Annotated in this window: 19 protein-coding genes and 2 pseudogenes; 8 read left to right on the top strand and 13 right to left on the bottom strand. The window is 70.5% G+C overall.

Annotation, left to right across the window (positions count from 1 at the left end; genetic code table 11):
• Positions 1-4 precede the first annotated feature (4 nt).
• Positions 5-2,338: a heavy metal translocating P-type ATPase gene (locus tag ACIA8X_RS25650; protein WP_399459183.1), complete on the top strand. Its 2,334-nt coding sequence runs from the start codon at positions 5-7 to the stop codon at positions 2,336-2,338.
• A 316-nt stretch (positions 2,339-2,654) separates the two neighbouring features.
• On the opposite strand, the gene ACIA8X_RS25645 is transcribed toward ACIA8X_RS25650, so the two are convergent.
• Positions 2,655-3,530, bottom strand: a complete 876-nt coding sequence (locus ACIA8X_RS25645; protein ID WP_399459254.1) for a universal stress protein — start codon at positions 3,528-3,530, stop codon at positions 2,655-2,657.
• 375 nt (positions 3,531-3,905) lie between these two features.
• Here ACIA8X_RS25645 and ACIA8X_RS25640 point away from each other — a divergent pair, with 375 nt between their 5' ends.
• Positions 3,906-4,412, top strand: coding sequence for a universal stress protein (locus ACIA8X_RS25640; protein WP_399459182.1), 507 nt, complete (start codon positions 3,906-3,908; stop codon positions 4,410-4,412).
• Positions 4,413-4,458: 46 nt separating this feature from the next.
• Positions 4,459-4,995: a flavodoxin domain-containing protein gene (locus tag ACIA8X_RS25635; protein WP_393443639.1), complete on the top strand. Its 537-nt coding sequence runs from the start codon at positions 4,459-4,461 to the stop codon at positions 4,993-4,995.
• Between the two features lie 117 nt (positions 4,996-5,112).
• Here ACIA8X_RS25635 and ACIA8X_RS25630 read toward each other — a convergent pair whose 3' ends face one another.
• Entirely contained in the window at positions 5,113-5,328 is a 216-nt protein-coding gene (locus ACIA8X_RS25630) for a hypothetical protein (protein WP_399459181.1), read from the bottom strand.
• A 712-nt stretch (positions 5,329-6,040) separates the two neighbouring features.
• Between ACIA8X_RS25630 and ACIA8X_RS25625 the strand changes: the two genes are divergently transcribed.
• Positions 6,041-7,066, top strand: coding sequence for a 6-phosphofructokinase (locus ACIA8X_RS25625; RefSeq protein WP_393443643.1), 1,026 nt, complete (start codon positions 6,041-6,043; stop codon positions 7,064-7,066).
• Positions 7,067-7,150: 84 nt separating this feature from the next.
• On the opposite strand, the gene ACIA8X_RS25620 is transcribed toward ACIA8X_RS25625, so the two are convergent.
• Positions 7,151-8,038, bottom strand: coding sequence for a universal stress protein (locus ACIA8X_RS25620; RefSeq protein WP_393443645.1), 888 nt, complete (start codon positions 8,036-8,038; stop codon positions 7,151-7,153).
• Between the two features lie 320 nt (positions 8,039-8,358).
• Between ACIA8X_RS25620 and ACIA8X_RS25615 the strand changes: the two genes are divergently transcribed.
• Positions 8,359-9,411 (top strand): class I fructose-bisphosphate aldolase, encoded by a 1,053-nt coding sequence (locus ACIA8X_RS25615; RefSeq protein ID WP_393443647.1) that lies wholly within the window; start codon positions 8,359-8,361, stop codon positions 9,409-9,411.
• Between the two features lie 126 nt (positions 9,412-9,537).
• Here ACIA8X_RS25615 and ACIA8X_RS25610 read toward each other — a convergent pair.
• The 4 genes and pseudogenes from ACIA8X_RS25610 to ACIA8X_RS25595 form a co-directional block, all read right to left on the bottom strand.
• A pseudogene (locus tag ACIA8X_RS25610) lies at positions 9,538-10,037 on the bottom strand (SDR family NAD(P)-dependent oxidoreductase).
• 80 nt (positions 10,038-10,117) lie between these two features.
• A complete protein-coding gene (locus ACIA8X_RS25605; protein WP_393443649.1) occupies positions 10,118-10,996 on the bottom strand; it encodes a potassium channel family protein in 879 nt (292 codons plus the stop codon).
• 17 nt (positions 10,997-11,013) lie between these two features.
• Complete coding sequence (locus ACIA8X_RS25600) at positions 11,014-13,413, bottom strand: glycoside hydrolase family 65 protein (protein ID WP_393443651.1); 2,400 nt, start codon at positions 13,411-13,413, stop codon at positions 11,014-11,016.
• An 18-nt stretch (positions 13,414-13,431) separates the two neighbouring features.
• Positions 13,432-14,307: a universal stress protein gene (locus ACIA8X_RS25595; protein ID WP_393443653.1), complete on the bottom strand. Its 876-nt coding sequence runs from the start codon at positions 14,305-14,307 to the stop codon at positions 13,432-13,434.
• 317 nt (positions 14,308-14,624) lie between these two features.
• Between ACIA8X_RS25595 and ACIA8X_RS25590 the strand changes: the two are divergent.
• Both ACIA8X_RS25590 and ACIA8X_RS25585 read left to right on the top strand, forming a co-directional pair.
• Positions 14,625-14,912, top strand: a pseudogene (locus tag ACIA8X_RS25590) (hypothetical protein); the annotation flags it as partial.
• A gap of 24 nt (positions 14,913-14,936) precedes the next feature.
• The gene (locus ACIA8X_RS25585) at positions 14,937-15,614 is read left to right on the top strand and encodes a CBS domain-containing protein (RefSeq protein ID WP_393443655.1); all 678 of its coding nucleotides are present in this window, start codon (positions 14,937-14,939) and stop codon (positions 15,612-15,614) included.
• Positions 15,615-15,660: 46 nt separating this feature from the next.
• Here ACIA8X_RS25585 and ACIA8X_RS25580 read toward each other — a convergent pair whose 3' ends face one another.
• Together ACIA8X_RS25580 and ACIA8X_RS25575 are read right to left on the bottom strand one after the other, a co-directional pair.
• On the bottom strand, positions 15,661-16,653 hold the full coding sequence (locus tag ACIA8X_RS25580; protein WP_393443657.1) for an Acg family FMN-binding oxidoreductase: 993 nt from the start codon (positions 16,651-16,653) through the stop codon (positions 15,661-15,663).
• 105 nt (positions 16,654-16,758) lie between these two features.
• Entirely contained in the window at positions 16,759-17,640 is an 882-nt protein-coding gene (locus ACIA8X_RS25575) for a pyridoxamine 5'-phosphate oxidase family protein (RefSeq protein WP_399459180.1), read from the bottom strand.
• Between the two features lie 139 nt (positions 17,641-17,779).
• On the opposite strand from ACIA8X_RS25575, the gene ACIA8X_RS25570 reads away from it, so the two are divergent.
• Positions 17,780-18,454, top strand: coding sequence for a CBS domain-containing protein (locus ACIA8X_RS25570; RefSeq protein ID WP_393443661.1), 675 nt, complete (start codon positions 17,780-17,782; stop codon positions 18,452-18,454).
• 99 nt (positions 18,455-18,553) lie between these two features.
• Here ACIA8X_RS25570 and ACIA8X_RS25565 read toward each other — a convergent pair whose 3' ends face one another.
• From ACIA8X_RS25565 to ACIA8X_RS25550, 4 genes are all read right to left on the bottom strand, one after another.
• Positions 18,554-18,841 (bottom strand): DUF1876 domain-containing protein, encoded by a 288-nt coding sequence (locus tag ACIA8X_RS25565; RefSeq protein ID WP_393443663.1) that lies wholly within the window; start codon positions 18,839-18,841, stop codon positions 18,554-18,556.
• A gap of 11 nt (positions 18,842-18,852) precedes the next feature.
• The gene (locus ACIA8X_RS25560) at positions 18,853-20,244 is read right to left on the bottom strand and encodes a nicotinate phosphoribosyltransferase (protein WP_399459179.1); all 1,392 of its coding nucleotides are present in this window, start codon (positions 20,242-20,244) and stop codon (positions 18,853-18,855) included.
• 39 nt (positions 20,245-20,283) lie between these two features.
• On the bottom strand, positions 20,284-20,889 hold the full coding sequence (locus ACIA8X_RS25555; protein ID WP_393443667.1) for a hypothetical protein: 606 nt from the start codon (positions 20,887-20,889) through the stop codon (positions 20,284-20,286).
• A gap of 159 nt (positions 20,890-21,048) precedes the next feature.
• Positions 21,049-21,870: a universal stress protein gene (locus ACIA8X_RS25550; RefSeq protein ID WP_393443668.1), complete on the bottom strand. Its 822-nt coding sequence runs from the start codon at positions 21,868-21,870 to the stop codon at positions 21,049-21,051.
• Positions 21,871-21,942 lie beyond the last annotated feature (72 nt).

Below are 21,942 nucleotides of genomic sequence, written 5' to 3'. Positions count from 1 at the left end.
CGTCATGGACCACTTTCTTCCCCGAAAGCCGTTGCACCGCGTGCTGTCGGCCCTCTCCCGTATGCCACCGCTGGAGTCGCTCCTGCTGGCCGGCACCACTGTCGCCCTGACGGTCGGCGGCATCTTCTGGTGGGCGGGTGCCCGCGATCTCGCCAACCTGTGCTGGGCCGTGGGCACGGTCGTCGCCATCGGACCCGCGGTGGGCTGGGTACTCGGCGCGCTGCGGCGCGGTCACGCAGGCGTGGACCTGATCGCGGTCCTTGCACTGGGCGGCACGCTCGCCGTGGGCGAGTATCTGGCCGGTTCCCTGATCGCCTTGATGCTGGCCACCGGCCGCGTCCTGGAGGCGGCCGCCCGGAAGCGGGCCTCCCATGATCTGCGCGCCCTGCTGGAGCACGCGCCCCGCACCGCCCGGCGCCGCACCGGCAGCGAGGTGCACGTGGTGCCGTCGGCCGAGGTCGCCGTCGGGGATCTGCTCGTGGTGGGGCCCGGCGAGGTCGTCCCCGTCGACGGGACCGTGGTCGGCGACACCGCCGTACTCGACGAGTCGGTCCTCACCGGAGAGCCCTTGGCCGTGCATCACGCCCCGGGCCGTTCGGTGCGCAGCGGTGCGGTCAACGCGGGCGGTGCGTTCGAGCTGCGCGCGTCCGCGACCGAACGGGACAGCACCTACGCCGGGATCGTGCGGCTGGCCCGGCAGGCCGGGGCCGAGTCGGCGCCCGTGGTGCGGCTGGCCGACCGGTACGCGGCCTGGTTCCTGCCGCTCGCCGTCGCCGTCGCGGGCCTGGCGTGGCTGGTCACGGGTTCCGCCGTGCGGGCGGTGGCGGTCCTGGTGGTCGCCACGCCGTGCCCGCTGCTGCTGGCGGCGCCCGTGGCCGTGGTCTCCGGTCTGTCGCGCGCCTCACGCCGCGGGGTGGTGGTCCGGGACGGCGGTGCGCTGGAGAACCTCGGCCGGGCGCGCACCCTGTTGCTGGACAAGACCGGCACCCTCACTGGCGGGCGTCCCCACGTCATCGACGTGGTAGCCGCCCACGGCTGGCAATCGTCGCAGGTACTGCGGCTGGCCGCCTCACTCGACCAGTACTCGCCGCACGTGCTGGCCCGGGCCCTTGTCGAGGCGACCCGCGAACGGGGCCTGCGCCTGACCGTGCCCTCGGACATGACCGAGGAACCCGGCCGCGGCGCCGTCGGCACCGTCGCCGGACGCCGGATGGCCGTTGGCCGCCTCGACGACGGTGCGGAGAAACCCGCCTGGGCCCGCTCGGTGGACAACCGCGCCGCCCTGGACGGGGCGGCCGTCGCCTGGCTCACCGTCGAAGACCACCCGGTCGGGGCCGTCCTGCTGTCCGATCCGCTGCGCCACGACGCGCCGCGCACCCTGCGCCGACTGCGCTCCGCCGGCATCGAACGGCTCGTGATGCTCACCGGCGACCGTGCGGAACCCGCCCGCGAGGTTGGCGCCGTCCTCGGCCTGGACGACGTGCGGGCCGGCCTCTCCCCGGCGGACAAGGTCGCCGCGGTGCGCGCCGAACGAGAACGCGCGGTCACCGTGATGGTGGGCGACGGCGTGAACGACGCTCCAGCCCTGGCCGCCGCCGACATCGGCGTGGCGATGGGTGCCCGTGGCTCCACGGCGTCCTCCGAGGCCGCCGACATCGTGCTGACCACCGACCGGGTGGACCGCCTGGCCGACGCCGTCGCCATCGCCGTACGGTCCCGGCGCATCGCCGTGCAGAGCGCGCTCGGCGGCATGCTGCTGTCCCTGGCCGCGATGGCCGCGGCCGCCTTCGGTCTGCTCCCGCCCGCCCTCGGCGCCCTACTGCAGGAAGGCATCGACGTCGCGGTGATCCTCAACGCCCTGCGCGCGTTGGGCGACGACCGCGCGGTACAGCCGGCGCTCCAGCCCTCCACCGAGGCGCTCATCCACCGGTTCGCGGCCGAGCACGACGATCTCCAGGATGTCCTGGAGGCCGTGCGCTCCGCTGCCGACCACCTCTCGGACAGCCCCGGGCCGGAGGCCGTCACAGCCGTGCGGGAGGTCCACCGCCTGCTCACCGAGCGCCTGCTGCCGCATGAGTACGCCGAGGAGCACCAGCTCTACCCTGCCCTCGCCCCCACGCTCGGCGGTCCCGAGGCGACTGCCACGATGAGCCGAGCCCATGTCGAGATCTACCGCCTCGCCCGCCGCGTCGAAACCCACCTCGCTCTGGCCGGCCCCGACGGGGCCCTGGCCCCGGAGCAGCTCGACGACCTGCGGGCCTGCCTGTACGGGCTGCACACGGTGCTGCGACTGCACTTCACGCAAGAAGAAGAGAACTACTTCTCCCTCGCGCCCTGACGTGACAGCAGATGAAACGAACCAGTGGGCACCCCTAAGCCCGGCAGAACGTGCTCGAAGGCGCCCACCTCGTCCGCCGGTTCGGCGAGCGCACGCCACCGACGACCTCAGCCGCGCCATCGCCGGGCGGGATCTACGGCCTGCTCAGGCCGAACGGCCCGGAAGGACGACGACGATCAGGATGGTGTGCGGCCTACTGCGCCCCGACGCCGGAAGCGTGCACGTGGCGGCTGGCCGGACCCGGGCCGAGTCGGTGATCACCCCACCGGGGCAGGTGCGTTGAGGGGCGTAGTCCGGGTCAGCGGGCGCTCCACGGTCACTCCGGTTGCGGTACGACGGCTACGGGACTGGCGGCGTGGTGCACCAACGTGTGCCCTACCCGGCCCAGTTGGAGCCCGAAGCGGCCGGATCGGCGCCGCGCTCCGATGACGACGAGGTCCGCCGCCGCTGATCGCCTCAGGAGCACCCGGCGGGCCTGGCCCTCCACCGTGTCGCGGCGGATCCAGACCCCAGGGTGGTCCGCCATCGGGCCGTGGAGCACGGCGTCGAGCAGGGCGGACGCCTGTTCCTGCGCGTAGTGGGCGGGCTCTCCGGCGATCAGAGGATGGTCGGACATCCTGTGCGCGGGAGCACGCCAGGCCCGTACGGCATCGAGCGTGCACCCGCGTGCCTCGGCCTCGCGGAAGGCGAACCGCACCGCCTCACCGGCGATCGTGGGGTCGGCCACGCCGAGCAGGATCCGCTCGTGGGTGCCTGCCAGACCGGCCTTGTCGCCACGGACCACGATGACCGTCCCGTGGGCGCGGGCCGAAACGGTCAGGGCGACCGAGCCGAGGAGCAGACCGGTGAACTCGCTGCGGCCCCGTGACCCCGTCACCACGGCGAACGCGTGGTGGGCTTCGCTCAGGAGCACGTCCACCGCCTCGCCGGGGACCACGTCGACGGTGACCTTCACGTCGGGGTCGCGTCGGCGGGCGCGCTCCGCCGCGGTGGCGACCACGGTGTCCGCCATCGCCTCCTCGGACGGGCGCTCAGGGCCGACGGACGGCGCGCCGCCTTCGTATCGCTCCCACAGGGAGGCGTACACCAGGCGTAGCCGCAGACCGTGCCGGGCCGCCTCGTCCACGGCCCAGTCGACTGCCCGGAGGCTCGGCTCCGATCCGTCGACACCCACGACCAGGGGCAGCTCCATCACGCCCACCGCCTTTCGTCGGGCCGCAGCACGGTGCGGCGCCCTTTCCACTCCACCGTCACACGCCCGCGCGGGCAGCCGCAGGGGTCGGTCGGCCCCGCCCAGGGCCGTTGGACCCAAGCGGGAGTGCACCCCGGGCAAGCCCGGGGCGGGCGAGACTATGTGCGACCTGCACACCGACGGTAAGGGCCGATCGGCCCGACCACCTGCCCGAGCCGTCCCTGAGACGGTCCGCGGGGATGAGCTGGCTGGGTTCGCTGTACTGAGCCGGTCATCGGCAAGGGACCGTTCGGCACTGCCCCGGAGCCCCTCGGCCCGCGCACCGCCCGCCCGGTAGGGGCACCGTGGAAGCAGAGGCCGTCCGGGGAGGCAACCATGGCCGAACACGCCGGTGGAATCGTGGTGGGCGTCGACGGCTCCGAGGCCTCCGTGGCCGCGCTGCAATGGGCTGCGGAGCAGGCGCGAGCCTTCGGCACGTGGGTCCTCGCCCTGCACGCCTGGGAACCGGTCACCGCGGCCGGGTTCGCACCCTATGCGCCGACGGCGGGCCGCCCCACGGCCGCGGATCAGCACGAGCGGGCCGCCGAGTTGCTCGCCTCGACCGTTCGAGCGGCCTTCGGTCCACACATCGACACCGACCTGCGGGCCGTTGTCGAGGAGGGGGCGCCAGCGAGAGTACTCCTGCGGCATGCGCGCGGAGCCCTGCTGCTGGCCCTGGGGCGCACGGCCCATGGTCGGTGGGAGCTGCCGGCCATCGGCACGGTGGGCCGCGAATGCCTGCGGCACGCCACGGTCCCCGTGGTGACGGTGCCCGCCCCCGCCCGGCAGCCGACCCTGTTGCGTGCCGGAACATCGGCCGTCGTCCGCAGCGGAGCCGCATAGCCGGGCGGCGCGAGGCCAAGGCGGGCCGACTTCGAGGTCCCCGAGCATGTCAACCCAGGCAGAGGTGAACATCATGGATGTCCTGGTGGGATACGCGACTGCACACGGCTCCACCCGTGGGGTAGCCGAGCGGCTGGCCGTCGGCCTGGGCCGAGCGGGGCTGAAAGCCGACGTGCGCCCCCTGGAGGGTGTCGCTGACGCCGACGCGTACGGCGCGTTCGTCCTCGGCAGCGCCGTGCACAATCAGAGCTGGCTCGACCCGGCCCGGAGGTTCGTACGCGAGAACCTCGACCTGCTGGCGTCACGCCCCGTCTGGATCTACAGCGTAGGAATGCCAGGAGCGCTGCGGGGGCCGTGGAAGAGGCTGGGGCCGATGGAGGCTCCGGTGATCGTCCAGAGCCTGCCCGCCGGTCTGTCCTACCGGGGCCATGCGCTCTTCTCCGGCGTCATCCGCGCCTCGCAGCTGCCGCTCGGCGGACGGATCAGGTTCCGGCTGCTGGGCGGCCGGTACGGCGACTTTCGCGATTGGGCGGCCGTCGACGGCTGGACGGCCGGGATCGCGGCGGAGCTGCTTCGTGCGTGACGAATCCCGCCATGAGGGCGGGGCCTTGACGAGGCTGGCCGCAGGTTTCCCGGCCGATCGGTGTGCTGCTCTGAGCTGTGGCGGTGTAGTGCCCTGAGGTGTGGACGGACGTTGGCCTCACACATGGACGGACGGGCGGTGGTCCTCGGTCCCGGGCCGGTGCGGGGCCCGTATCGGCTTGACCGGCTTGATCGGTGGCCGGTGCGCGCGGCGGTTCTGCCTGCGCAGCGCGAGCGAGTCAAAGAGCGCGGCGAGGGCGAAGGCCACTCCCGTCGACGCGACCAGCAGGAACGCGAGCCGCTCCCAGAACTCCCGCGTGAGACTCGTGCCCACGATCATCTCCCCCTCGGGTCGATGCCATTCCCCCGTACTTCCAGCCAACTCCGATAAGACCGGCCGCACATGGGCCGTACGGCCCGAACGGAGGGCTGGATGGGCCCTGGCACCGGGGACGCCAACAGCAGAGCCGGCCGGAGGTGAGCCGGTTGGCCGTGCGCAGGCCAGACCCCCAACAGATACGGATCCGGTCCGGGGCCAGTTCCAGCGCCGCGGTCTTGGTTCCCGGAGCACCGTCACGACCCGCTGGGCCACGCATGCAGTGCAGGACGCACCGACCGAGGGCCGATCCGTCCTGCACTACCCGGTTGGCGGGCTCCCGCACCGCATGGGCGCCCGCGAAGCTCGACACCGGTCCTTCCCCGGGCCAATTCGCCCTCGCGCGGTCTACCGGCGCCCCGCAGCTCTCGGACCCTGACCAATGTTCGCTGCGCGGCATCGAAACGAGGTTGTCCCAGGACCGGTCGCACAGGTCGCCCCTCCGACACGGGCCCGCACTCGACCGGCGGGCTCCAGACCGAGCCGAAGGCCGGACAGAAGTCCCCAACGAGCGAACCGCCTGGATCCTGCGCCGGTCGAGTGGCCACTGCGGATCGAACGGAGGGAGGCTGGATGAGGGAGAAGCAGGCGATCCATGTGCCCGACAGCGGTCGCGATCGCCGAGAAGGCCCGGGACCGGGCGAAGCGATCAGCGGATGGGAGAGAGCCCATGAAGGTCGGAGTGCTGACCGGCGGCGGTGACTGCCCCGGCCTCAACGCCGTGATCCGCAGCGTCGTCCGCAAAGGCGTCCAGGAATACTCCTTCGACTTCGCCGGCGTCCGGGACGGCTGGCTCGGTCTGCTCCAGGGTGACGTCAGACCGCTGGACATCTCCACCGTGCGGGGGATCCTCCCCCGCGGCGGGACCATCCTCGGCTCCTCCCGCACCAACCCGTTCAAACACGAGGACGGGCTGCGACGCGTGCACGACACCCTTGCCGCGCACGACATGGATGCGCTCGTCGTGATCGGCGGCGAGGACACGCTCGGTGTGGCATCCGAGCTGAGCCGACAGGGAATCCACCTGGTCGGCGTGCCGAAGACCATCGACAACGACGTCTCCGGCACCGACTACACCTTCGGCTTCAACACCGCCGTCGGTATCGCGACCGAGGCCATCGACCGCCTCCACACCACTGCCGAATCGCACATGCGCACCCTGGTGGTGGAGGTGATGGGGCGCCACTCCGGGTGGATAGCCCTGCACGCCGGCATCGCCGGTGGCGCCAACGTGATCCTCATCCCGGAACGGCCGTTCGACATCGATCAGGTCTGTGAGCAGGTGAAGAGCCGATTCAAGATCAACTATGCGCCGATCGTCGTGGTCGCCGAAGGGGCCGTCCCCAAGGAGGGCCAGATGATCCTCAAGGACCAGTCGCTGGACGAGTTCGGCCATGTCCGGCTGTCCGGCATCGGTGAATGGCTGGCCCGGGAGATCTCGGAACGCACCGGCAAGGACGCCCGCACCACGGTCCTGGGACACGTCCAGCGCGGCGGCACTCCGAGCTCCTTCGACCGGTGGCTGGCCACACGCTTCGGGCTGCACGCCATCGACGCGGTCAAGGACGGCGACTTCGGCGTCATGGTCGCCTTGCAGGGCACCCGGATCGTCCGCCTGCCCCTCGCCGATGCCACAGCGCAGACCAAGCTGGTCGACCCGTCGCTGTACGACGAGTTCGAGGTGTTCTTCGGCTGACCCGCCCCGGCGCTCGCCGAATCGCCGTGGGACCAGCCGATCCGCGACAAGTCCCACCACCGCCACCAGTCTTCTGGCCGGTCGTCATCCGGCGTGCGGTACAACCGCCACCGGGCAGCGGGCGTGGTGCAGTACGGCGTGCGTGACCGGGCCCAGTCGGCCTTCGGCCGCCTGCGGATCGGTGCGGCGGCCCACCACGAGCAGGGCCGCATCCCGGGAAGTGGTCAAGAGCGCTTCCGCGGGATGGAGCAGCACGACATCGGTGCGGACCGTCACACGGGGATACTTCTCCCGCCACGCGCGCAGCTCATCGGAGAGCTGCAAGACCTCCTGATCCTCCCAGGTGGCACGGTCCTCCTCGGTCACCACCAGCGTCGTCGGAGATACGGCCTCGGCAGGAAACGCCCATGCCTGGACCACCCGAAGACGTGCTCCGCGTGCCTCAGCCACCGAGAACGCGAAGTCCGCCACCTCACCGACCGGGTGATGCCCGTCGAACCCCACAACGACCTGGGGGGCGCCGTGCGCCGCGGGCAGACCCTCGCCGAAGGCGCCTGGCCTTTGGGGCACTAGCACGACGGGGCAAGTGGCTGCTGCCACCACCCGCAGAGCCACCGATCCGACCGCGAGACCGTCGAACCCTCCCGTCCCCCGTGTGCCGACGACGAGGAGCCCGGCATCGCGGGCGGCGGCGAGGAGAGCAGCAGCCGGGGCTTCATCGGTCTGCTCGCCCCGCACCTCGACATCCGGGTAACGGTCGCGGAGGTCGGTGACCACCCGCTGAAGCATCCGCGCACCCACATGGTGCAGCCTGTCCAACGCCGGGCCCGGCAGGACAGTGCCCGGGAGCGGTGGCGAGGCATGTACCAGGCGCAGTGGAACCCCACGCGACGCGGCCTCCCACGCCGCCCAGTCGGCCGCCGCCGAACTGCGTTCGGACCCGTCGATACCCGCCAGCACAGGGTGACTCATCGTGTCCTCCTTCGACCGGCCTGTACCTCAGCGACCGCCGCACGGCCCCTGTCTCCTCTCTTCCACTGTTCCATGGCAGGCCCGGTGCGGCGCCCGCATCGGATGTGAGGTCCCGGAAGGTTCTGGTGGGCCGATCACAGCTGGATCCACCAGGCCGCTCTCGCAGAGTCGGCACCTGGCAGCAGGCCCGCCGGGCGGGGCGATCGGGCCGACCACTGGCCCCGCGTTCGAGAGAAGCGCGTACGGACTTACATGAGCCTGGCGGTTGCGGGAGCCTGGAGGTGCATCCGTCGATTCCGAATGACCGGAAAGACGAGCCGATGACCGACATCCAAGACTTGCTGGGCGACGAGGCCAAGGACCTGCTGGCTCATACCGCCCAGGGGATTCCCAAGCAAGACCTGGTACTGCCGGGTCATGACTTCGTCGACCGGGTCGTTGCCGCAACCGACCGCTCGCCCCGGGTGCTGCGCAACCTGCAGTCCCTGTTCGACCACGGCCGTCTGGCCGGCACGGGGTACGTGTCGATCCTGCCGGTCGACCAGGGCATCGAGCACTCGGCGGCCTCGGCATTCGCCGCGAACCCCCGCTACCTCGACCCCAAGAACATCGTCGAACTCGCCGTCGAGGGCGGCTGCAACGCGGTCGCCAGCACCCTGGGGGTGCTCGGGGCCGTCTCGCGGCGCTACGCGCACAAGATCCCGTTCATCGTGAAGCTCAACCACAACGAGCTGCTGACCTACCCGAACCACTACGACCAGATCATGTTCGGCAACGCCGAGCAGTGCTTCGACCTCGGCGCGGCCGGCGTCGGCGCCACGGTCTACTTCGGCTCGGAGCAGTCGGACCGCCAGTTGCAGGAAGCCAGCGAGGTCTTCGCACGGGCCCATGAACTGGGCATGTTCACCGTCCTGTGGTGCTACCTGCGCAACCCGGCGTTCAAGAAGGACGGCGTGGACTACGCGGTGTCGGCCGACCTCACCGGCCAGGCCAACCACCTCGGCGTGACCATCGAGGCCGACGTCGTCAAGCAGAAGCAGCCGGAGAACAACGGCGGTTACCGGGCACTGGACTTCGGAAAGACCGACCCTCTCCTGTACGACAGGCTCACCACCGACCACCCGATCGACCTCACCCGATGGCAGGTCGCCAACTGCTACCTGGGCCGGGTTGGACTCATCAACAGCGGCGGTGCATCAGCTGGCGAAACGGACCTCGCACAGGCCGTACGCACAGCGGTGATCAACAAGCGGGCCGGCGGCACCGGGCTCATCACCGGCCGCAAAGCCTTCCAACGGCCCACCGACGAGGGCATCGAACTCCTCCACGCCGTCCAGGACGTCTACCTCGACGACAGCATCACCATCGCCTGACCGGGCACCCCGCCCGACGGCGTAGCCGGGCACATGCACAAGACCCTGCGTCTACGACGCATCCCCTGCACGGCGGCCTCGGCGGTGAGGCGGGCCTGTCCGCCGTTCCAGGCCACCCCGGTCGGGTCAGTGGCCGGGTGTCAGGACAGTCGGCGGACCCGCGGTGACATTGCCGTCCAGGACGAACTCCACGCCCGTCGAGAAGGTTGCGTCGGTGACGATGAAGAGCACCATACGGGCGACCTCCTCAGGCTCACCGAACCGTGGGAGGGGCTGTCCGGCGGTGAAGGAGTCATCGAAGTCGGCCCTCATCGCGGTGCGCACCGCACCGGGGTGGACCGAGCAGACACGGATCCCATCCGGGGCCAGTTCCAGCGCTGCGGACCTGGTCAGGCCGCGCAGTCCCCACTTGCTGGCCACATACGATCCGATGCCGGCATACCCGGTGATGCCGGCGATCGAGGAGATGTTCACGATCACGCCTCCGCCGGCCCGGCGAAGTGACGGTGCCGCCGTGCGCATGCCCACCCAAGCACCCTGAAGACGTCGATGGCCCGACGGAAGGATTCGAGGCTCTGTTCCTCGATGGTCCCCCACTCAAGGATCCCGGCGTTGTTGACCAGCACCGAGACCGGGCCGAGTTCCCGCTCGACCTGCGCCACGACCCTCTGGCTCCGACGACCAGCACAGCACCATCAGCCGCTACTCAGGGCTCGGCATGGTTGCGGCCGTGATCGGCGGCGTACGCGGCGAAGACTTGCGTCGGCGTTCCTCCCGTATGGAGGAAGCGCTGGTCAAGGATGGCGGCGAGGTCCTGCAGTGCACCGTCGAGCAGGTCACCGGCCAGTCGTACCTCCGGCCGCCGCGCTGCCTGTCCGTGCTGGGCGAGGTCGGCTGCGTAGCCGACCATGGCTGCCAGCGACGAGTGGTCCTCCCCGTCGTGGAAGTAGTACGCCTCGGCGTACTGGGTGAAGTCGATACGGACACGTACGACTTCGGTGGCCAGGCTGTCCAGCAGCAGGGCCCCCGCCGTGCAGTCGATCTGCGGCGTCGTCGGGTCCGAGTCACGCAGCAGCGCAAGCCGGATCGCCAGGACCCTCCTGCGGGTCAGCGCCGGGTAGATCTCCAGCACCCAGGAGACGGTGGCTGTCAGGAGGGCGAAGCCGACCAGGGCTTCCAATGGTGAGACCAGGCGGAGCCAGCCCTCGGCGGGTGCGATGTCCCCCAGCCCCAACGTGGCCACCGTGACGAGCGAGAGGTACAGGGAGTCGAGCCACGCCGCCTCCTGCGCCGCTTCGGAACCGGGTGAGAAGGTGAAGGCCCCGGGCATGTGGGGCCAGTAGACGATGGCCCAGCCGAGGATGACGGTGAGGGCCCACATGCCCACGACCGTCACCATGGCGAGTGGCCCAACGAGCCCGACCACACGCCCACGCGAGCGAAAACGCCGAGCCAGTCGCCACAGCGCCGTCATCACGAGGCGGCTCAGGCCGCCATGGCGGGTGGGGTGCCAAAGGGTGTGGAACAGGTCCCGCAAGGTGACCATGACGAGCCCGGCACCGGCCAGCGAGACCAACCACTTCATCCACGTCTCCTAAGGGGTCAACTCGCCGGCAGCACGAGCGTGCAGGTCTCTCCGGGCGCGACGCTCACGGCCCGGTCGGCCAGCACCACGCGGATCGGTGACTCCTCCGAGTCGGGTACGACGATCTCAAGCTGTCCCCTCCTGCGCCGTACGCCGACACCCCAGTGGCCGCGGTAGCGCAGCGAGAATCCGTACTCGGAGAGCGCCGGAAGGGGCACGGGGTCCAGCCACAGGGCGTCCTCGCGCGTCTGCAGTCCCGTCAGACCGCGCTGGACCAGGTCGAGGGTCCCGGCCATGGCCCCGAGATGGATGCCTTCGCCGGTCGTGCCGCCCTGGATGTCGGCGATGTCTGCCTCCAGGGTCTCCTGGACGTACTGCCACGCCTCGGCTCGCCTGGCCCTGGCGAGGACCAGGCCGTGGACGAGCCCGCTGAGCGTGGAGCCGTGACTGGTGCGCTGGAGGTAGTAGTCGACGGTCCTGCGCCAGATCTCGTCGTCTAGGGCGTATCCGAGGCGCTGGAAGAGGTGCCCCAGCTCGGCGGGCGAGAACAGGTAGCCGAGCATGAGGACATCGGCCTGCTTGGACGCCTTGTAGCGGTTGACCGTGTCGCCCTCGGCCTCCAGGATCCGGTCCAGCCGCCGGATGCTGTCGTAGCGCGCCCGGTAGGCGTCCCAGTCCAGCTCGGCGAGGTCGTCGTAGCCCTCGAACTGGCTGATGACGCCCTGGTGAAACGGCACCAGCAAGCGCCGGGAGATCTCGTCCCACTTCGGGAGTTCGCCCGCCTCCAGCCCGACGCGATCGAACAGTTCCTCCCGGCGCCAGGCGGGAAGGCGCCGCAGGAGGTCCAGGGCGCGGGTGAGGACCCATACGGCGGTGACGTTGGTGTACGCGTTGTCGTCCAGTCCCGGCCGGTCGGCACCCGGGTAGCTGTCGTGGTATTCGTCGGGGCCGACGACGCCGCGGATTCGGTAGCGGCCCGTATCGGGGTCGAAGACGGCAAGGTCCGCCCAGAAGTGAGCGATCTGCAGCAGCATCTCCGCGCCTTTGGTGTGCAGGAACTCGGTGTCGCCGGTTGCCTCGCAGTACTGCCACACGTTGTAGGCGATCGCCGAGCCCACGTGGTGCTGGAGCCGGGAGTGGTCCGGAAGCCAGCGCCCCGAGCGGGGGTTGAGATGCCACTCCTGGGTCTCTTCGCGGCCGTCGCTGCCGCTCTGCCAGGGGTACATCGCCCCGGCCCGGCCGATCGCGGCGGCCGCCCGGCGTGCTCGCGGAAGGCGTCGGTACCGGTAGTTCAGCAGGGCGCGGGAGACCTCTGGGAAGTGCAGGTTGAGATAGGGCAGGACGAACAGCTCGTCCCAGAAGACATGCCCCCGGTACGCCTCACCGTGCAGTCCTCGGGCCGGCACGCCCACGTCCAGATCCGCGGTGTGCGGGGACAGCGTCTGCAGGACGTGGAAGAGGTGGAGGCGCAGGACGCGGCCGGCCTGGCCGGGCACCTGGATCTCCGCTCGCCGCCACAACCGTTCCCACCCGGCCAAGTGGGAGTCCAGCAGGGACGAGAAGTCCGCAGCCGTGGAAACGCGGTCGAGTGCTGCTTCGAGCGGGTCGCTGATCGCCGTGTCGCGTGAGGTGTGCAGCGTCACGGTCTTCTCGACAGCGACCGGCCGGCCGGGTGCGATCGGGACCACCAGGCGGTGGACGGCGCGGCGGCGGGCTGCGCGAAACCCCGACGAGGCCGCAGACCCGTCCGCGAGTACCGTCCGGGCGGACATGGCCACACTGATGTCCGACCGACTGGTGTGGCAGCTCAGCCAGACCGTGTCGGGCTCTTGTGTCCCTGTCCGCACACGGGTCACATGTCTCCCGTTGAGAGCACGGTAACGGTGCACATTGCCATTGATCACCTCGCCGTCGAGACAGGACTCGATCTCGATCTCTCCTGACCAGTTCTCGGCCGTGAAAACCGTCCGCAGCGCGGCGAGATGAGGATCCCCCACGTGCACCAGGCGGATCTGTGCAACGTCGAGCACGCCCACCTCGTCGTCCCGGTGGCGGAACGCGCGGGTGAGCGTGGCACGGCGCAGGTCCAGGGTGACCCGGTAGTCCAGGAGGGAGTGCGTGTCCGGGGAGAACCACGGGCGCCAGGCTCCCTCAGCGGTACGGAGACGGAACCGCAGCAGCAGCCAGTTGGGGAGGTTGACCAGGTCCTCGTTCACCACCCGCCGTCCCGCCACGGTCGACTCCAGGCGGTTGTAGCACCCGGCCGCGTAGGTTCCCGGGTAGTGCACCAAGCCCGCCCGGCACTCGGGCGCCGCGCCGCGCGTGGCGAAGTAGCCGTTGCCGAGCGTGCAGAGCGATTCACGCAGCCGCTCGGCAGCGGGGTCGTAGCCCTCGTACTGCCACATCCACTCCGACATCCGTCGCCCAACGCCGGATCAGGCCCGCTGCGGAACGACGGCCACCGGGCATTCCGAATGATGCAGCAGGGCGTGGGCGACCCTGCCGAGTTGCAGACCGAAGCGGCCGTGCCGCCTCAGCGCACCGACGACCACCAGGTCGGCCTCGACCGAGGCGTCCAGGAGGACCTTGTGCGCGGGGCCTTCGACGACTTGGCGATGCACATCGACCTGCGGGTGATTCCGTACGGCGTCGCGCAGTGCGTCGGTGAGGAGAGCGGAGGCGGGTTCCTCATCGGCACCGGCGGTATCGCCCGCGGTCAGGGGATGGCCCGCGTGCTCATTGGCGGGGCGGCGCCAGGCCCGTACGGCAGTGAGGGCGCAGCCGCGCGCCTCGGCCTCGCGGAAGGCGAACCGCACAGCGGCCGAGCCGTCTGTTGAGTCACCGACGCCGACCACCACCCGACCAAAGGACCCCTGCCGGTTCCGCTCCCCGCCGCGGACCACGATGACCGGGCACACGGCACGGGCGGCCACCGTGAGGCTGACCGATCCCAGCAGCAACCCGGCGATCTCGCCACGTCCGCGAGAACCCGTGACCAAAGCAGAGGATTCATGAGCCGCGTGCAGCAGCGCGGACACGGCATCGCTCGGCAGCACTTCGCTCGACACCTTGACCTCTGGGTTGCGCAGTCCGGCGCGTTCCGCGCAGGACGCGGCGATGTGCTCGGCCATGACCTCTTCTGCCGGACGGTCGGCGCTGAAGGAGGGGCGGCGTCCCTCGTACCGCTCCCACAAAGACGCATAGACGAGCCGCAGAGACAGCCCGAGGCGCGCCGCCTCGTCCACCGCCCAGTCCACGGCCTGCAGGCTGGAATCCGATCCGTCGACACCCACCACGAGCGGGAGTTCCATGGTCACCACCACCTTCCTGCCGGGCCACTGCCGGAAACCCCCTGTCAATACCGTCGCACCCCCGTGGGGCCATCGCGACACGTGGACCGGCTCTCGCCAGGGGGCCTGGACCCGGGTTGCACTGTGTCGATTTGCGACGATTGTGGAGTCAGGTGAGAGAGCGGGCGCAGTGCCGCTACTCGCGTCGTGCGTCGTCACCACGGCCGTCTCATCGGCCTGATACGAGCCCGCCTCCGCTTCGAGGTCATGGTGAAGGGACGGCGATTGTGATTGCCAGGTCCGGTGCTTTTCGGCGCCCTGACCAAGGAGCAGCAGGCCCCGGCCGCCGTGCGGCGGTCATCGAGACCCTCGGTGCCGGGGCACTGCTGGTGTGGTCCTGGTTGGTCCCGCCCCATCACTGGCACCTTGGGGCCCGGGCCGCCAGCCCGGTACGTGCCTACGAGTTCGACGCGGCCGCGGTCCTTGAGTTGTGCGAGAACGACCCCGAGCTGACGCAATAAGCGCTGTGGACCTATGTGGCCGGAGTGATCGCAGGGCGGCTCAGGTCCGCCCGGGTGCGGCTGCTCGACCTGTATGCGCCCCACGGCGCCGGCGAAGTGCCCTGACGAGGCAGGACGAGGAGGTGCGAAGTGCCTGAGACCCCGCACATCGTGAGCGATGTGATGACGCAGACGGTCGTGGCCGTCGGACGCGACGCACCCTTCAAGGAGATCGTCCGGACCATGGAGCAGTGGAAGGTCAGTGCCATGCCGGTGCTGGAGGGAGAAGGGCGCGTCATCGGCGTCGTCTCGGAGGCCGACCTGCTGCCCAAGGAGGAGTTCCGCGACAGCGATCCGAGCCGCTTCGAACAGCGCCGACGGCTGTCCGATCTCGCCAAGGCCGGGGCAGTGACGGCGGAGGAGCTCATGAGTACCCCCGCGATCACCGTCCACCCCGACGCCACCCTGGCCCAGGCGGCAAGGATCATGGCCGTCAGGCACGTCAAGCGGCTGCCCGTGGTCGACGACATCGGCATGCTCCAGGGCATCGTCAGCCGCGCCGATCTGCTGAAGGTCTTCCTGCGATCGGACGAGGACATCGAGGAGGAGGTCCGCCGCACCGTGGTGTCCTACCTCTTCCCGGCCCTCAGCCACGGCATCCACGTGAACGTCCACGAGGGGGTCGTCACCCTTCGCGGGCACATCCACGACACCTCGCTCATCTCGGTCGCCGCACGCCTCGTGCGCGCCGTGGAAGGCGTCGTGGACGTCGAGCCCCATCTCACCGGTCCGTCAGCCGACCCGGACGGCCCCGAGGAATCTGTGTGAGCGGTTGCCAGTCATGGACGCCGACCTGTTGCAGTCCCCTGGCGCGTCAGGGCCGGATGTCGAGTACCTCCGACACCGGGCGGCGCGGTGTGCTGGGGCCTTTGGGGCCGTATCCCAGGCGCAGCAGCATCTGCGTGTAGCCCGTCCCGGACACCGGGTCGCGCAGCGGCCAGCGCAGGTCCGTCCATTCGACGGGTTGGGTGGCGAAGGAGCTGGACACGCCCTCCAGGGTGGCCAGCAACAGGACGCGTTCCATGGCCTGGCCGGCGCGCAACCAGTCCTCCGGGCGGTCGTGGATCGTGCTGACCAGGGCCAGTTGAGGGTTCCGCTCGAAGTCCGCCGCGCTCCGTCCCGCCACCTGTCGCGGGCCCGCGAAGTCGCGCATCGGAGCCTTGCCCCCGCGCTTGCGCGGCCCGAAGGCGTAGTCCGGGACTCCGTCGTCGGTCATGTTCACTGACGGGGCATCGATACGGGTCCATTCGGCCAGATCCTGGTCGGTGCCACGGTCGGTGAGGTTGCGCGCCTCGGCTTCCTGGACCATGTCCAGCACTTCCTGCAGATGCCATGAGGTGGGAAACGTCAGTACGGCTCCCTCAAGGCGAGCGGCCTCGCTGAGCGCCCTCCGTACGGCATCGGGGATCTCCGTCTCCTCGAACGGGAAGCGGCTGCTGTGCCGCTCGCGAATCGCCGGATACAGCGCGCCGAGGTCGCTCTCCCCGCTTCCGGGTCCGCTCAGCCGCACGCTCGCGAGGAGCGCCGGGTCGGCCGGCTCGTGCAGCAGCCGGGTCTGCGGATACCAGCCCTCGTGGGCCGCGGCGACCCGCAGGTTCAGCAGGGCGGCACCGCAGCCGATGTGGAGGCCGCGGGTTCGGGGGTCGGAGTGCGGCATGGCGCGCTCGAAGTCGGCGCGCATCTCGAACGTGCGGCTGTGCCGGACGTAGCGGAAGCGCCAGGGCTGTGCGTTGTGCATCGACGGGGCAGCGGCAGCATCGTGGGCCAGGGCCGTCACGCGTTCGTCGGACAGTGCTTGTTCGCTCACCGGATCCTCCTCTCGCGAGTCGGCGGCACCCCCCGGGACGGGATCAGTCGATCACTCTTCGCTTGGTGACGGGTGCGCGTAGGGCGGGCCGCGTCCCGGGGCCGCTCACTGGTCGGCAGGAGTGATGCGCCGGCCCGTGAGGCTCGTGGGCCGGATCGACACCCACATCTCGCGTGCGCCGCCCGGCCATGGCGAGGTGTGGGCGCGCTGGGTGAGCCCGCGCACGGCGTCGGGCTCCGTGATGACGCGCGCCGGGCCGACGGCGAGCACGCTCCAGCCCTGGCTCAGAGCGTCGTCCACATGGTCGACCTCGAAGGCGACCTCCTTTCCCACGGCTGCCGCGGGCGCCGAGCCGGGCGCGGTCCGGAAGAGGATCGCGTCATCGACGACCTCGTAGTTGACCGGGACGACCGCCGGGCGTCCGTCGGTCGCCGACACCGCGATGCGCCCCACGCCATGTGTGGAGAGCAGGGTGCGGCATTCCTCCGGGCTGAGATCCCGCAGCTGAGGGTGCAGCAGTGCGTGGCCCTGGCCGGGGGGCAGATCGATGCCGCCCCCGCGCAGGGCAGCGGCGGTGGTGCCCAGCGCGTCGGCCAGCCTGATGAGAGTCGCCACGGTCGGGTCGGCGGGTTGTTCCTCCAGGTATGCGAGATAGTCCGGAGACATGCGGGCGCGACGGGCCGTTTCCCCTCGGCTGAGCCTCTGCCTGTGGCGTTCGACGGCCACGCGCCGGCCGACGTCTCCGGGGTTGGGTGTCCCGGTCGGCGGGGCGGCCCCGGGCGCGGCCCCCGCATCACCGTGTTCGACGAGGCGGATGTGTGCGTCGGGCCCGGGGAACACGAGCGTCACTTCGTCCGTGTCCGACCAGCGCACATCGTAGGGGGGTGTTCCATCCCCATGGTGGAGTCCGACGATCTCGCCGTCGCGCCTGGTGACGCCGGTCGCCGGGCTTTGGATGACGAGATGGTCGCCGAGATGAGCTCGCATGATCGCCGCCCTCTCCTCAGAATGGTGCTGTATCCAACCTGCCACGTACGACACACCGCCGCATGGGCCGACAGACCCCCTTTTCCGCACGCAGGATGGGCCGTGCGACTGGCTGTCACGTCCCGGAAGGAGAGCCGACATGCACCACCGAACGGTCGCGGAGCTCATGACCCGAGGCGTCGTCCGGGCGCGGCGTGACATGCCGTTCAAGGAGATCGTCAGGCTGCTGACGGAGAACGACGTCACCGCCGTACCCGTGGTAGACGATCTGGACCACCCCATTGGTGTGGTGTCCGAAGCCGACCTGCTGCGCAAGAGCGCCGACCAGGCCGACCCGTCCGGTCGCGTCCCGGTTCCTCACCTGGAGGCATGGGAACGCGCCAAGGCCGAGGGTTCCCGCGCCGAGGAACTGATGTCGGCTCCCGCGGTGTGCGCGCGCCCGGAGTGGGGCGTGGTCGAAGCCGCCCGGCTGATGGAGGCCCACCACGTCAAGCGGCTGCCCGTGGTGGACGAGGCGGACCGCCTCCTGGGCATCGTCAGCCGCGGTGACCTGCTGCGGATCTTCCTGCGCCGGGACGACGCCATCCGCGACGAGATCACCCAAGACGTGCTGTGGCGAACCATGGGGCTTGCTCCCTCGGAAGTGACCGTCGAGGTGCGGGACGGGCGGGTCGACCTCAGTGGCTCCGTCGAGGTCAGGAGCCTGATCCCGGTCATCGAGCGGCTGTGCCGGAGCGTCGACGGCGTGGTCTCGGTCGCCGAGCACATCACCTTCCGGACGGACGACACCCGGCGATCCCCCACCGGCAGCTGAGCCCCCGCACGACACAGCAGAGGCCTGCTGGAAATCTGCCGGACTCCCGATCCGGCACGGGACACCGGAGGTCGTGCGGGGCTGCCGCACCGCCATCGGTCACAAGGGCCATCCGGCGACCTGACCGGCGCTCGGTCGGGGTGTGCCCGCGCCTTCGATGTCGCGCTCGGCGGCATTCACCAGCTGCTGGGCGAGGTCGTGCATGGCCCTGCCCGCCGCCAGTTCGTCGCCGATCTCCGGCACGTTCATGTCCGCAGGATGACAGTGCGCAGCCCCGTGGCCGGTGAGGGCCGTGGTGCCGGTGTCCACTACCACCCGTGCCTTCGTCGTTCCCTCGTCGTCCTCGAAAAGATGGAGACGGACCTTCCATTCCACCGTATGCGGCATCGCTTTCCTCCTCACCTCGGTTCGGACCGATGTGATCCGGATGCGGTTCGTTCCGAGACCGTGCTCCGTGTGGAGACGGCCTGCATCTGCTCCTCGATACGCCTGCGGACTCGGACGGTGAGTGCGCTGAGGTGCTCGGAGGCCGTCGCGCGAGGCGCGACCGGCGCTCGGATCCGACGGGCCGCCGAGGGCAGCCCGCCCAGGTCTCCGGCGAATCTCTCCCGGCACTCGTCGAGCCCGGACCTGGCTCCGATGCGCTGCCCGTTCCGCATCACCGTCTCCAGCAACGGACTGCCGTCGTCGGGTGGTTGCTCGTCGGCGAGACCGATCACGTCGGCGCAGCCGGCACGGCGGAACACCTGCTTGGGGCCCGGTGCGGTCACTTTCGCCGACGAAAGCTTCATCACCGGGCGTCCGTCGTACTCCACCATCTTGTACGCGGAGTCCAGATAGGGCGCGTCGGCCGAGACCCCGACGCGGGTGCCGACGGCGTACGTGTCGATCGGGGCTCCGGAGCGGACCAGGTCGTCCACGGCGTACTCGTCGAGACCGCCGCTCGCGATGATCCGTACGTCCGGCAGGCCCGCGTCGTCGAGGACGGAGCGGGCCCGGACCGCCAGGGCTCCGAGGTCGCCGCTGTCCAGCCGTACAGCGGAGCCGGGCCCGCGGTCGAGGTCCTTCAGGACGCGCGCCGCGACACGGACGCCCTCCACGGTGTCGTAGGTGTCCACCAGGAAGGTCAACGGGCCGGGGTGGGACCGTGCGAACGCGCGGAAGGCCTCTTCCTCCGAGGTGAACGCCTCCACGAAGGAGTGGGCCATCGTGCCCACGGCAGGTATGCCGACAGCCGTGGCCGCAGCCACGTTGCTGGTCCCGGCGAAGCCGACCATCGCACCAAGACGGGCGGCCTGGAACCCGGATTGCGTCCCGTGGGTGCGCCGCAGGGAGAAGTCCACGACCGGATGCCCCGCCGCCGCGAGCACGCACCGCGCGGCCTTCGAGGCGATCGCCGTCTGATGGCTGAGCTGGTTGAGGACATACGTCTCGGCCAGCTGCGCCTGCGGAAGCGGCGCGGTCACCTCCAGCAAGGGCTCTCCCGCGAGCGCGATCCGCCCCTCCGGCACCGCCCGCACAAGGCCGGTGAACTCGAGCTCGAGCAGGTGCTCCAGATCCCGCCGCGGCCGGTGTAGCGCGGAAGCGAAGACGTCGACGTCCTCAGGGCCGACGCGGAAGCCGGACAGGTAGTCCAGGGCCGACTCAAGTCCCGCGGCGACGAGGAAGCCGCGCTCAGGAGGAAGGTCGCGGACGAAAAGGCTGAACGTCGCCGGGCCGGTCATCCCCTCCCGCAGATAGGACATGGCCATCGTCACTTCGTACAGATCGGTGGTCGTCGCATCGGACATCGACGTCGCCTCCTCAGCTCACGTCCGGTCGCCCGTCCGTCACCGGCGGAAGCGCGCGGACCACAGGGGCTCCACCAGGTCCCACTCCGCGTCCCACTGCGCGTACCTTCTCCGGTCCAGCAGGTGGTGCATGCCTGCCCCGGCGGCGAAGAAGCAGCCGGCCACGCCGAGCGCCGCCAAACCACCCACGAACCAGCCAGTGCTCCTCGCGTTGAGCTCGCTGTTCGGCGGACCGGTGATGGTTCCGTCCCTGTCCACCCACACCCGCACGGTGGCGCCCTTGGGCGTTCCCGACTTCACGAGGGTGGTCGCCGTCCGCACCGTGCCGTTGTCGTCTGTCCAACGGACCGACACCTGTTGCTTCCCGCTTACGGTGCCGCCCTTGCCGTCCGACGTCAGGCGGGCGGTGACCTCCTGCCGTTCCGCCGACTGGGCTTGCACGGTGCGCATCGACGACTCGTACGCCGTCAGCCCCGCGCTGAGCGCGGCCACCGGCAGGCCGAGGACGAGGAGCAGCATCAGGAAGCCGCGGATCCAGGACTCGAACCTGTCGGATGTACGTCGCAGAGGGTTCGCCTCCTTTGACGTGTGCTCCTGGCGCGACGGGTGCGGGCCGGACGCGTGCGGCGAATCTTCTGCGCTCATGAGTCGGCCTCCAGCAACTTGCTGGTCCGTTCCCCCGCTTCGTCGTCCCAGCATCCGACGGCAGCTGCCTCCGGCCACAGGGCCGAAAGTCCCTGTGGGACCGACTTCCGGCCCAGCGGGCGCCGACCGTCGACGTGGTCCGTCTCCGGTTGTCCGCGGTCACATCTGGGGAACGATCACGATGGGACACGGCGCGTGATGCAGTACCGCGTGATTGGTCAGGCCTAGTTGCAGGCCCAGGTGCCCCTGTCGTCTACGGGCGCCGACGACCAGCAGGTCCGCCTCCGACGCTGCCTCCAACAGTGCCCGGCGTGCCGGTCCCTCGACCACCCGCCGGCTCACCGAGGTGTCGCGGTAACGCTCCGCCGGGTCGCGCAGGGCGTCGTCGAGTACCTGCGCCGGCGAGCGGCCATGGGCCTCCACGGCGTACCGCGAGGGGGCTTGAGGTGAGGTGAGAGCACCGTACTGTGCGCTCCAGGCGTGCACCGCGACCAGCGGACATTGCCGGACATGGGCCTCGCGGAACGCGAACTGCACGGCCGTGCCGCTTCCCTCCCCGTCCTCGACACCGACGGCGACACTCCCGAACCGGGCACCCCGGTGCTCCGCCGTGCCACGCACCACGGCCACCGGGCAGTCCGCTCGTGCCGCCACGGCCAGGCTGACCGAGCCCAAAAGCATTCCGGCGAGGCCTCCGAGCCCCCTGGACCCGAGTACCAGGGCGAAGGCGTTGCGCCCCCTGTCGATCAGTGCGGAGGCCGCGTCCTCATGCAGCACCTCACTCGACAGCCGCACCGCGGCACCCCTCTCCGTGGCACGTTCCAAGGCGTGGCCGATCACGTCGGACACCTCGTGGTCTCGCGCCGCCGCGTGCAGGAGGTGCAGTGGCACCGCGTGGCGGACCGCCTCGTCAACGGCCCAGTCCACCGCCTCCAGGCTCGCCTCGGACCCGTCGACGCCGGCCACCAGGGGAATCGTCACCGCCCCTGTCTCCTCTCGTGCCGGACTTCACGCCTCCGCCCCCCCTCACTCACAGGTCCACATGCGCCGCGG

The organism is Streptomyces sp. NPDC051738, from assembly GCF_044453205.1.
GTDB lineage: Bacteria > Actinomycetota > Actinomycetes > Streptomycetales > Streptomycetaceae > Streptomyces.
Note: the sequence above shows the minus strand (reverse complement) of the source record. Positions and strands in the feature narration are given on the sequence as shown.

Excerpts from the sequence above, each read along its gene's own strand:
- ACIA8X_RS25650 (WP_399459183.1), top strand. The coding sequence starts at position 5 with ATGGACCACTTTCTTCCCCGAAAGCCGTTGCACCGCGTGCTGTCGGCC.
- ACIA8X_RS25645 (WP_399459254.1), bottom strand. The coding sequence starts at position 3,530 with ATGGAGCTGCCCCTGGTCGTGGGTGTCGACGGATCGGAGCCGAGCCTC.
- ACIA8X_RS25640 (WP_399459182.1), top strand. The coding sequence starts at position 3,906 with ATGGCCGAACACGCCGGTGGAATCGTGGTGGGCGTCGACGGCTCCGAG.
- ACIA8X_RS25635 (WP_393443639.1), top strand. The coding sequence starts at position 4,459 with ATGTCAACCCAGGCAGAGGTGAACATCATGGATGTCCTGGTGGGATAC.
- ACIA8X_RS25625 (WP_393443643.1), top strand. The coding sequence starts at position 6,041 with ATGAAGGTCGGAGTGCTGACCGGCGGCGGTGACTGCCCCGGCCTCAAC.
- ACIA8X_RS25620 (WP_393443645.1), bottom strand. The coding sequence starts at position 8,038 with ATGAGTCACCCTGTGCTGGCGGGTATCGACGGGTCCGAACGCAGTTCG.
- ACIA8X_RS25615 (WP_393443647.1), top strand. The coding sequence starts at position 8,359 with ATGACCGACATCCAAGACTTGCTGGGCGACGAGGCCAAGGACCTGCTG.
- ACIA8X_RS25605 (WP_393443649.1), bottom strand. The coding sequence starts at position 10,996 with ATGAAGTGGTTGGTCTCGCTGGCCGGTGCCGGGCTCGTCATGGTCACC.
- ACIA8X_RS25600 (WP_393443651.1), bottom strand. The coding sequence starts at position 13,413 with ATGTCGGAGTGGATGTGGCAGTACGAGGGCTACGACCCCGCTGCCGAG.
- ACIA8X_RS25595 (WP_393443653.1), bottom strand. The coding sequence starts at position 14,307 with ATGGAACTCCCGCTCGTGGTGGGTGTCGACGGATCGGATTCCAGCCTG.
- ACIA8X_RS25575 (WP_399459180.1), bottom strand. The coding sequence starts at position 17,640 with ATGCGAGCTCATCTCGGCGACCATCTCGTCATCCAAAGCCCGGCGACC.
- ACIA8X_RS25570 (WP_393443661.1), top strand. The coding sequence starts at position 17,780 with ATGCACCACCGAACGGTCGCGGAGCTCATGACCCGAGGCGTCGTCCGG.
- ACIA8X_RS25565 (WP_393443663.1), bottom strand. The coding sequence starts at position 18,841 with ATGCCGCATACGGTGGAATGGAAGGTCCGTCTCCATCTTTTCGAGGAC.
- ACIA8X_RS25560 (WP_399459179.1), bottom strand. The coding sequence starts at position 20,244 with ATGTCCGATGCGACGACCACCGATCTGTACGAAGTGACGATGGCCATG.
- ACIA8X_RS25555 (WP_393443667.1), bottom strand. The coding sequence starts at position 20,889 with ATGAGCGCAGAAGATTCGCCGCACGCGTCCGGCCCGCACCCGTCGCGC.